This window comes from Streptococcus massiliensis DSM 18628 (assembly GCF_000380065.1).
Lineage (GTDB): Bacteria > Bacillota > Bacilli > Lactobacillales > Streptococcaceae > Streptococcus > Streptococcus massiliensis.
Genome location: NZ_KB904373.1, coordinates 21,025 through 31,669, shown reverse-complemented (window position 1 = coordinate 31,669; position 10,645 = coordinate 21,025). Strand labels below are relative to the sequence as shown.

Annotated in this window: 9 protein-coding genes and 1 other annotated feature (1 of these 10 cut by a window edge); of the genes, 2 read left to right on the top strand and 7 right to left on the bottom strand. The window is 41.7% G+C overall.

Going from position 1 to position 10,645, the window contains the following annotated elements:
* Nucleotides 1-252, top strand: a 252-nt coding sequence (locus tag A3I3_RS0102850; protein WP_018371229.1) for an ISL3 family transposase, incomplete at its 5' end; no start/stop codon positions are given.
* A 57-nt stretch (nt 253-309) separates the two neighbouring features.
* Here the strand turns inward: A3I3_RS0102850 and A3I3_RS0102845 are convergent.
* Complete coding sequence (locus A3I3_RS0102845; RefSeq protein WP_018371228.1) at nt 310-2,850, bottom strand: M1 family metallopeptidase; 2,541 nt, start codon at nt 2,848-2,850, stop codon at nt 310-312.
* Nucleotides 2,851-3,022: 172 nt separating this feature from the next.
* Between A3I3_RS0102845 and A3I3_RS0102840 the strand changes: the two genes are divergently transcribed.
* Nucleotides 3,023-3,562, top strand: a complete 540-nt coding sequence (locus A3I3_RS0102840; RefSeq protein WP_018371227.1) for a TetR/AcrR family transcriptional regulator — start codon at nt 3,023-3,025, stop codon at nt 3,560-3,562.
* A gap of 145 nt (nt 3,563-3,707) precedes the next feature.
* Here the strand turns inward: A3I3_RS0102840 and A3I3_RS0102835 are convergent, their stop codons facing one another.
* The 6 genes from A3I3_RS0102835 to trpX form a co-directional block, all read right to left on the bottom strand.
* Nucleotides 3,708-4,487, bottom strand: coding sequence for an alpha/beta hydrolase (locus A3I3_RS0102835; RefSeq protein WP_018371226.1), 780 nt, complete (start codon nt 4,485-4,487; stop codon nt 3,708-3,710).
* Nucleotides 4,488-4,556: 69 nt separating this feature from the next.
* Nucleotides 4,557-6,218 (bottom strand): ribonuclease J, encoded by a 1,662-nt coding sequence (locus tag A3I3_RS0102830; protein WP_018371225.1) that lies wholly within the window; start codon nt 6,216-6,218, stop codon nt 4,557-4,559.
* A gap of 779 nt (nt 6,219-6,997) precedes the next feature.
* On the bottom strand, nt 6,998-7,687 hold the full coding sequence (locus A3I3_RS0102825; RefSeq protein WP_223873768.1) for an HAD family hydrolase: 690 nt from the start codon (nt 7,685-7,687) through the stop codon (nt 6,998-7,000).
* Between the two features lie 99 nt (nt 7,688-7,786).
* A complete protein-coding gene (locus A3I3_RS0102820; protein ID WP_018371223.1) occupies nt 7,787-8,545 on the bottom strand; it encodes an ABC transporter ATP-binding protein in 759 nt (252 codons plus the stop codon).
* The gene (locus A3I3_RS0102815) at nt 8,542-9,408 is read right to left on the bottom strand and encodes an ABC transporter permease (protein WP_018371222.1); all 867 of its coding nucleotides are present in this window, start codon (nt 9,406-9,408) and stop codon (nt 8,542-8,544) included. The genes A3I3_RS0102820 and A3I3_RS0102815 overlap by 4 nt, the downstream gene beginning before the upstream one ends.
* 80 nt (nt 9,409-9,488) lie before the next feature.
* Nucleotides 9,489-10,487 (bottom strand): tryptophan ABC transporter substrate-binding protein, encoded by a 999-nt coding sequence (gene trpX / locus A3I3_RS0102810; protein WP_018371221.1) that lies wholly within the window; start codon nt 10,485-10,487, stop codon nt 9,489-9,491.
* A gap of 60 nt (nt 10,488-10,547) precedes the next feature.
* Nucleotides 10,548-10,645 (bottom strand) — a binding site (T-box leader); it runs 132 nt beyond the window's last position.

Below are 10,645 nucleotides of genomic sequence, written 5' to 3'. Positions count from 1 at the left end.
GAAGATACAATTTCTTCTGTAAACCCTATCTTTCAGACTGTTTTTAAGACTTTTTTGAAAGAGAGGGACAAGATTATCAATGCTTTGGAACTTCCCTACTCAAATGCTAAGCTAGAGGCCACTAACAACCTTATCAAGGTTATCAAGCGCAACGCTTTCGGCTTTCGGAACTTTGACAACTTTAAAACTAGAATTCTCATCGCTTTAAATATCAAAAAGGAGAGAACCAATTCGGTTCTCTCCAGATCTTAGCTGACATCAACCCACTACAGTTGACAAAGAGCCTGGTTATCCAATCCTGTTTGTAGGCTAGGCATTTGCCTTGATAGCTGCTTCTACGGCTGCTTTTTCTTTTTCGATAAGAGCTACGCGTGCAGCAATTTCTTTGATTCCCATGCTGATATTGCGGCTGAGAGCTAGGTCGCACAGTTGCGGCTCAAAGAAAGCCTTATATTCTGCCAGTTTTTCAGGAGTCGCAAAGACATTGGCTGGGTAAATAACGAAACGGTCAAAACTCATATCACCACCGAGGGTTGCCTTAATCCAGTCCCATTTTTCTTGCGTCCAAGCCCAAACGGTGTCCTGCGCAAATTCTTTTCTCAAGAAGCTAATGTACCAGGTGCCTAAGTCTTGCGGCTTCACCACATCTTTATCCTGCCATTTGACCAGAAGGTCGGCCAAAGTCGCCTTGTCCTTAGTGTTAGCCAGCGCGCCAATAATCTGCATTTTGAAAGCTACATCAATGGTCGAAACGTAAAGAGCGATGTAGCTGTCGGTCAACTCCCTGCTCTCATGATGTCTCACTTGATTAGCCAAAACTTGCCCGCGAATAGCTGCTGGCAATTTCTCTAAATTCTCCTTGTATTGCTCGAAGATTTGGCTCGCCTTAGCGGCTGCGTCTTCGTCATCTGACTTAATCATTTGAGCAATAACCAGTTGGCGTACCAGCTCGTCCTCATCGCTCTCGCCCGCTTTCTTTTCAAAGCCGAGACGGTCGTAATTGTGCTGATTGAGTTTGATTGTCAGTTTCTTGAAAGCAGCTTCTGCTTCGCTTCCTTCGTCAACAAAGCGTTCCAAACCAGCCAAAACTTGCGTCACAGCACTAACGACCATATTAGACTCTTCCTTGGAGAGTTTGTCAAGGACAGGCACCAAGTCAGCGTAGGAAATTTGACCACTTTCAGCCAAGAGACGGCGTTCTTGCACCACTTGGAGTTTGCTAGTACTGTCTAGGCTATCTAGATTTTCTAGCAGATTAGCCAAGAGTTGCCCCTGATAGTTGCTGATATAGTGGGCTGTGTTTTCGGTGTTAAATCGCAGAGCTCCTTCATTTTGCGCTGCCAAAGCACTGTAATTTGGAATTTCCAAAGTCTCGGTCGTCAAGGTATCAGGGAGGCCTGTCCAGTTGCTGTTGAGCGGGATTGGCCAAATGCGACCTTTTTCTTCGTGCTCACCGATAAAGAATTGCTTTTGTGACAATTTGAGGGTGTCATTTTCAACGATAGCGGTCAAGACAGGATAGCCCGGCTGCTCCAACCAAGCGCCCATAAAGCCTGCTACATCGCGACCTGAAGCCGCTCCTAGTGCATTCCACAAGTCCAGCCCAATCGTATTGCCATACTGGTGCTTTTGGAAATAGCTGTTGAGCCCCTTGGCAAAATCAGCGTCCCCCAGCCAACGACGCAGCATGTGCATGAGACGGCTACCTTTAGCGTAGACAATAGCAGCGTCAAAGAGCGTGTTGATTTCGTCAGGATGCTTGACTTCGACATGGACCGACTGAACACCGTCTGTCGCGTCGCGTTTGAGGGCGTGAGGCACGCCTGTCGTTTGGAAGTCCTCAAAGATATTCCAGCTCGGCTCAATCGCATCCACACTGACATATTCCATCATGTTGGCAAAACTTTCATTGAGCCAGAGATCGTCCCACCATTTCATGGTAACAAGATTTCCAAACCATTGGTGAGCCAGCTCGTGAGCCACAACCAGAGCCACTTCCTGACGGCTATCAAAGGTTGAATTTTCATCGACCAAGAGATAGATTTCACGGTAAGTCACCAGCCCCCAATTTTCCATAGCTCCTGCTGAGAAGTCGGGCAGCGCCACATGGAGCGACTGCGGAATAGGATACTTGACGCCATAGTAATCTTCGTAGAAGTCAATCACGCGGACGGCAATATCCAGAGCAAATTCGGAATTAGCCAGTGGGTGCGCCTTGGTCGAATAAACGCCGACAAGTGTGCCGTTTTTAGTTTTGGCAGTTACGCCCTGCAATTCTCCAGCTGCAAAGGCCAGGAGATAAGAAGACATACGCGGTGTGGTCGCAAATTTCCAGATGCCTGTCGCCTTGCGGTTTTCGACCTCGATTTCAGGCATGTTTGACAAGGCGATGTCGTTCTCTTCTTGATCGAATTTCAGAGATAAGTCAAAGGTTGCCTTGGCTTCTGGCTCGTCCACACTTGGAAAGGCTTCGCGGGCAAAATGGCTTTCAAATTGGGTCGAAAGCACTTCTTTCTTCTGACCATTGACCGTGTAGTAAGACGGATAAATCCCCGTCATGTTGTCTGTGATTTTTCCAGCAAAAGTAAGGCCAATCGCCACTTGACCCGCGCTAGCTAACTCAATATGAACCGCTTCGTTGTCATGGTCTAGGGTAAATGGCCGTGCTTCTCCATTGACTTCCACTGCCTCAATCGTCAAGTCCTTCTGGTGCAGGGAAATCTTCTCGCTCTTTGCCAAGCCAGAAATGGTCACTTTTCCTGAAAAAGTCTTATCTTTTCGCATCAAATCTAAAAAGATGTCGTAATGCTCAGGAACAAATGTCTCAATAAAATGTGCAACTGCTTGCATATGTTTCTCCTTTTTATTGTTAATCAATGTTTTTATTTTATCATAAAAGCTGTTATAAAGCCACTTTCAACCAATATTTTACAAATGTCAAACTTTTAATAGTTTATTATTGACAACTGTCAACCTCTGTGATATGATAAGGCTACATAAGTCATAAAAAGAGGTGAAAATCATGTACCAAGGAAACAATAAAATTGCCTTAGCCTCCAAGCAACAAATCATGGATACATTTTTGAATTTGTTAAAACAACAAGCATTTGTAGATATTAGCATTAGCCTTATTTGTCGACAAGCAAAAGTATCAAGGCAGACATTTTACAGCATTTATCAATCAAAAGAAAATATTATCCTAAATATTTTACAAGAGCAAGAAATATTTGCATTAGAGCAGCTTCCCGCTGGTCAAGTTTTGGATCTCGCTTTCTTTTGTTCCAAATTCAGTTTCTATCTAAAAGGCAATACTGCCTTTCTTAAACTTCTTAACAGTCACCATCTTCTATATCTCCTTTATGAAACTCTTTACGATGAATTAAAAAATGCAGAAGCTTTCCTTCCCCAAGTGCAAAAAGTTGATCGTGATTACGCTGCCAGCTTTCTAGCTAGCGCCCTTATGGGGATCACCAATAGTTATATTCAGACAAATGGCCGTCAATCTCAAACTGAACTTGCTAATAAAATGCTCCAACTTTTCCAAGGAAATTTCTTGAAGTAAAGCAATAATCCCACTCAATTTTGAGTGGGATTTACTATTTTAATTGTTAATCAACCGCAGTAGTTTGGTACACGTAAACCATTGGCGACAAAATAGCCAATAATTCTTTCAAATAAGTCAAGGTGTGATTTTCAGATTTTCCCCTTTAATCTAACCGTTCTTCTAATTTGAAATCAATCGGCAGCCAAGCCAAAACTTTCTCAATTTGCCGCTCCCAATAATACCATTCGTGTTTGCCAGGGCTATGGCTGTAAACAATATCAAGTCCTGCTGCTTTCAAGTCAGCTATAGCACGATTATTTACCTCATAGAGATAATCCTGTTCGCCACACCAAGCATAAAACTTTGTTTTCTTATCAGATTTTTTCGCTAATGTAAGCAAGCTTTCTGGATGCTGGTTCCAGGTGCCAAATTCCCCAAAAGTTCCTAGCCAATATGCTGGGCTTTTCATTTCTACATTGTCTGCATCCCAACCAGCAAAGCTAAGAGCCCCTGATAAACTAGCTGCATAGGAAAAGCGATTTGATTTTAATGCTAGCTTAAATGTACCATATCCTCCCATGGACAAACCAGCAATAAAGTTTTTTTCTCGCTTTTGGCTCATATTTGGGAAGAAACGATGTAAAACTTCCGGTAACTCTTGAGCGATGGCATCATAATAACGATAACCATAGGCAGTATTGGTATACCAGCCATCATGCGTCTCTGGCATCACCACAATAAGATTGGTATAACGAACCAGACGTTCAATAGCTGTTCGTTTGAGCCAACTATTGGCATTTCCACTCATGCCGTGGAGCAGGTAAAGAACTGGAATATCTTTATCATCTGGATTCTCAACTCGCGCTGCATCTGGATAGAGTACATTAACATGGTACTCCATCTCTAAAACTTCTGAATAATATTCGATCTGTAAAACTGCCATACTTCTCCTTTCAAGACTATATCTTTATAGAAAGAGGCTGGACTTACAGTCCCAACCTCAAAAATTTATTTAACGTACTTCCATGACAACTGGCAAAATCGCTGGGCGGCGCTTGGTCTGATCGTATAGATATTTAGATAAGGCATCGCGAACGGCTCCCTTGAGTTCGCCCCAATCAAAGCTATCCCGAGATAAATATTCTTCAACTGTCTGGTTAATTAGCTCCGCACTTTCTCGCAAAATATCTCGACTCTTTTTAACGTAGACAAAACCACGCGTATGAACCTTTGCCTTAGAAATAATTTTCTTGTCCTTGCGACTAACTGTCATAGCAACGATGAAAATTCCATCCTCAGACAGAACTTTACGATCTCGTAAAACAATATTACCTACGTCACCAATAGCATTACCATCAATCAAGACATCGGCTGCCGGAACGGAACCTGCGTGAACAAAATCGCCTTTCTCATATTCCATAATATCGCCACGCTTGACGATAAATATATTTTCAGGCAACATGCCGACTTCCATGGCTGCTTCAGCATGAGCAGCAAGGTCTCTATATTCTCCTTGAACTGGAAAAAGGAACTTAGGTTGTAAAAGATTAATCATCAACTGCAAATCACGCGCATTCCCGTGACCAGACACACGCAGACTTTGGGTGATCAACTTAACCACACCACCAGCTTGGTAAATCATATTTTCCACGCGCGCCACTACCGCCTCTTTAGCAATAGATGGTGTTGTTACGATGTAGACCAGATCACCTTCTTTAATTTCCACATAACGGTGGCGACCGATAGCCATTTTACGCAGACCGTTAATAGGCTCACCCATTCGCCCAGCTTCAAGAATAATGAGTTCATGGTCTTCAAACTTACTCATTTCCTTAGGCTTAATCAGCAAACGCTCATCTGCCAAGTCCAGCTTTTTGAGTCGAATAGCTGTACGGACAATATTTTCCACATCAAAACCTGTCAAAACAACTCGGCGCCCTGTATCTGCCGCAGCGTCAAAGACCTGCTGAATCCGCGAAAGGTTGCTAGCAACAGCAGCAACAATCACTCGTCCTTCCCAATCGGCAATCATTTGGGTAATTTCTTGTCCGACTTCACTTTCACTAGCAACTTGGATATTATTGCTAGCATTTGCCGAATCAGAAAGAAGAGCTAAAACGCCTTCTCGGCCGATTTCAGCCAAACGCCCAAAATCTGTTGCATAGGAATCACTAGCCGCCTGGTCAAATTTGAAATCTCCAGTATAGACGATATTTCCTTCAGAAGTCTTAATCACAACCCCTAAACTCTCAGGGATCGAGTGAGTTGTGCGAAAGAAAGAAACAATTGCGTCACCAAATTCAATTTCAGTCTCCTCATCAATAACATGAAAATCATTGAATTTCTTAACAGCATCATTGCCTTTTACAAAGAGTTTCGCCAGCTCAATCGTCAATTCCGAACCAAAAACGGGTACTTTGGCTTCTGCCAAAAGATAAGGTAAGGCACCAATAGCGTCTGCATGTCCATGCGTCAAAAAAACGCCCGCAATCCGGTCACGATTTTCAAAAAGATAATCCATGTTGGGAATAACCAAATCAACTCCCAGCTGCTCGTTTTCCGGATACTTTAACCCTGTATCAAGGACAAAAATTGTATCATTGACCTCGGCAATGTAAAAGTTTTTCCCGTTTTCACGGACACCACCGAGAGCAATCAACTTAATATTACTCATACTTACTCCTTTTTATCGGGCTTTTATCATATTTTGACAGAGCCCATTTTTAATATTTTTCATACTAACGGTCCTTGTCGTGTATTTTAGACAAGTCGAATTACAGTTCTCGTCCCACTAAGTGGACGTAGCAAGTCTATTATACCTTTTTTTCAGATATTTTTCAAAAATAAAAAGCCCTCAGTCGCTATTTAAAACGGCGACCGAGGGAGGCACTTATCTACTAGCAAGTTTGTCAGAAGGAGCCAGTTAATCGTCGAACGAGACGACCAACCAGCAGCACAATTACTATAGGTCTACAATGTTAAACTTTGATTTTCCAAATATCAACATCGGATAGTTTTAGAAAAGGTGGGGTTATCCTATCCTTCAAGCAAAAGGGGCACATTTATCAGAAAGATGAAAATCAATCGAAACGCTCTCTCTGAACCTTCTTAGTCTTCTCCTGTTCCGACCCCTTTCAAAAGAATCTTTGCTATGGCTTGTGAAGCCAGACGATGGTTAAAAAGAATCACTTGCCAGTAGATAATGTGAAGCGAAACTTATCCAATAAGGTGATTTAAAAACCCATTGGTCTCATCCCCTATCTCCTTATTTCTACTTTCATTCTACTCCTTATTTAGTAAGATTGCAAGCGTTTACACTTAATATTACTAAATTGATTGTTTATTTTTGTAAGCAAATTATAAAAACAAAAAGATGTCTCATTTTGTATATTTTAAACATTTTTTAGCATAAAATCTAATGTTCTTCCAGGGCGAATAAAAGAATACCTATCTTCAAGTATCTTTCAATAAATAATCACACAATTCTTGAATGCTTAAGAAAGTCAGTTCAGATTCTTTGGTCTGCTCTTTTCCTATGTAGGCTGTTTGTAGCCCTAGTTCTTTAGCTGGTAAAATATCATTAGTTAATGAATCTCCGACCATTAAAGTATGTTTTACCTGAAATTTTTCTTTTGCTAAAACATATTGAAAAGCCGCCAAATCTGGCTTTTCTAGCCCCATCTCTTCAGAAATATAAACAGGCATTATACCCTCAAAACCTGCCCGCTTAATTTTCTCTCTTTGTTCACTAATTTTTCCATTGGTCAAAATAGCAAGCTGATAATGTTGCTGCAAAGAAAGCACTTGTTCTAGCAAAAAGGGCTCAGGCTCAATAAGTTGTAAAAGTGTTGAAAAAAAGTGGTTAAAAAATCGCTTCGCTTCCTCTGGGCTAACAATATAGTTATGCTCCTCCATCGCTTTAACCAAGCGCAAAACACGCAACTCATCCAGTGTCATTTCCCCCTGCGCTACAAGTGGCCAGAGATCTTGGTCATATCTGCGATAAGTCTTGATAAAATCAGAAAAAGACAAAAGTGTGTCATACTTAAAATCAAAAAACGCCTGCTTATGCGCTCTTTCCCAGTACTGTGAAAAAGGAAATAGCGTATGATCCCAATCAAAAATAATATTCCTAATTTCCACCAAAAACTACTCCTTTAATCCTTTTTTAGAGATTAATTATAACAAAATCCGAACTTTGAGTCAATTTTAAATAAAAAAGAACACATATTTGTGTTCTCTCTACTCAAACAACTGATAATAATCTTGAATGGTCATCTTCGCTTTTTCTTCTGCTGTATGATCTTCAATAATTCGACCATTTTTCATGACGATTAAGCGATTCCCATACTTGAGTGCATCTTCCATGCTGTGAGTAATCATAAGAGCTGTCAGCCGATCGTTTGTGATAAAGTTGTTGGTTAACTCCATCAAGGCCACACTGGTCTTAGGGTCAAGAGCTGCTGTATGCTCATCAAGCAACAGAAGTTCAGGACGTTTGAGAGTTGCCATCAAAAGACTGAGGGCTTGTCTTTGACCACCTGACAAAAATTCTACCGGAGTATTGAGATGGTTCTCTAGGCCGTTTCCAACTTTCTCAATAGTCGTTCGAAATTCTTCTTGATAGCTAGATAACCGACGTGGGATCAATCCTCTTCCTTCTCCACGAAATTTAGCAATCAACAAATTCTCTGCTACGGTCATTCGAGGTGCTGTTCCCATTTTTGGATCCTGAAAGACTCGCGATAAATACTTGGCGCGCTTTTCAGGTGTAAAATGGGTTACATCCTCACCCAAAATGTGAATGCTCCCGCTAGTCAAAGGAAGTGTCCCAGCAATGACATTAAAAAGTGTTGACTTGCCAGCGCCATTGCCTCCTAAAATAGTGATAAAATCATGCTCATGAATGTTCAAAGATACATCATCTAAAATGATTTTCTCTTCATTCAGACCATTATCGACTACCTTGGTAGCATTTTTTAATTCAACAATTGCTGTCATTTGTTCCACCTTACTTTCTTAAAAAAACGATTTTTCAATTCTGGAATCATAAGGCAGATGGCTAAAATGACAGCACTATAGAGGCGCAAGTAACTTGTGTTAAAGCCAAGAGCAATCACTCCCCAGATTAAAAATTGATAAGCAAGTGATCCGATGATAATAGCAAGTAAGCGCTCTGCCAGAGTAACATTAGACAAAATCACTTCACCGATGATCAGACTCGCCAGCCCAACAACGATCACACCAATCCCACGTGACACATCTGCATAACCTTCTTGTTGCGCAATGAGTGCTCCTGCTAGGGCAATAATGCCGTTTGAAACGATTAAGCCCATCAGCTCCATACGCCCTGTATTGATGCCGAAACTGCGTGCCATATCTGGATTATCACCAGTTGCGATATAAGCTTGCCCTAACTTAGTGTCAAGGAAAAAGAGCATACCAACGATTACCAATGTCACAAAAATTAATCCTGTTAAAAGATTGTTGATAGAATCTGAAAATGGTAAAACACTTTGAATCAGACTAGCGTTTAACAGACCAAGATTAGCTCTGCCCATAATCATGAGCATAATAGAATGGCAAGATGTCATTACCAAAATTCCTGACAGCAAAGTTGGGATTTTCCCCTTCGTATAGAGCAGTCCGGTTGCAGCTCCAGCCAGACAACCTGCTACCACTGCCGCTAAGGTCGCTACAAAGGGATTTACTCCTCTCGTAATGAGCGTCACAGCAACAGCACCTCCCAGCGGAAAACTACCTTCTGTCGTCATGTCCGGAAAATCCAAAATCCGAAAAGTCATAAAGATTCCTAACCCAAGGATCGCCCAAACAAATCCTTGGGAAATTGTTGAAATAAGCATATCTTTCTCCTAAATGGTGCCAAGACACCTTTCACTACTATTATCAAAAAAGCAGAGACAAGATAATCTGCCTTTTTTGATTATTCAATCACTTGTCCTGCTTCTTTAAGAACTTTGTCAGGAATAGTGATTCCTAACTCAGCTGCTACTTTTTTATTGACAACTGATTTTCCTTGGTCAAAAATATTAACAGCCGTATCAGCGGGTTTTGCGCCTTTAAGAATTTTAGCTACCATCTTACCAGTTGCTACACCAAGATCGTGCTGGTCAACAACGACAGAACCAAGTCCACCTTCTTCGACCATAGCAGTCGCACTTGGATAGATTGGTTTTTTGCTTTCCTTGTTGCTAGCAACAACTGTCTGAAAGGCAGAAGCGATAGTATTATCAATCGGAATCCAGATAGCATCTACCTTAGCAGTCATGACAGACATGGTTGACGCGATTTCGTTGGTAGAAGGGACTGAGTAAGGGCGCACAGTGTAGCCCGCTTTCTCAGCTAATTTGGTAAATTCTTCTACTTGAGCCTTTGAGTTATCCTCACTACTAGAATAAAGAGCACCGATCGTTTTGACATCTGGCGTTAATTGCTTGATTAAATCAAGCTGCTGCTGCGCTGGATTGTGGTCAGAGACACCAGTGACATTGCCGCCCGGTTTTTTCAAGTCCTTGACCAGATTAGCACCGATTGGGTCTGTGATTGCCCCCATGACAATCGGCTTGTCCTTGGTCGCATTTGCCAGACCTTGAGCCGCTGGCGTAGCGATACCAACTAAAACATCATTATTGTTTGAAACTAACTGCTTGCTCATTGTAGCGACCTTACTTTGGTCGCCTTCGGCATTCATAAAGTCAATCTTGACCTTGTCGCCCTTGTAGCCTTCTTCAGCCAGACCATCTTTAATTCCCTTGTAAATCTCATCGAGCGACGGGTGGCTGACATATTGCAGCACACCAATTTTTACAGTTTTCTCTTTTGTAGAGGTTTCTTTCTTTCCATTTAAGCTAGAAACTGCGATAGCGATGACAACAATAGCGACTAAAGCTCCTACAATCGCTAAAATACGTTTATTTTTCATAAGACTCTCCTTATATATTTTTTGAATTTGCCACAAAAAATCCTCACGCAGAAAAATCTACGTGAGGACGTCGGAACGCGGTACCACCTCAATTGTGAAAAGTAATATCTTTTCACCACTCAAACCCACCATTGACGAAGGGCTGCACGATAAGGAGT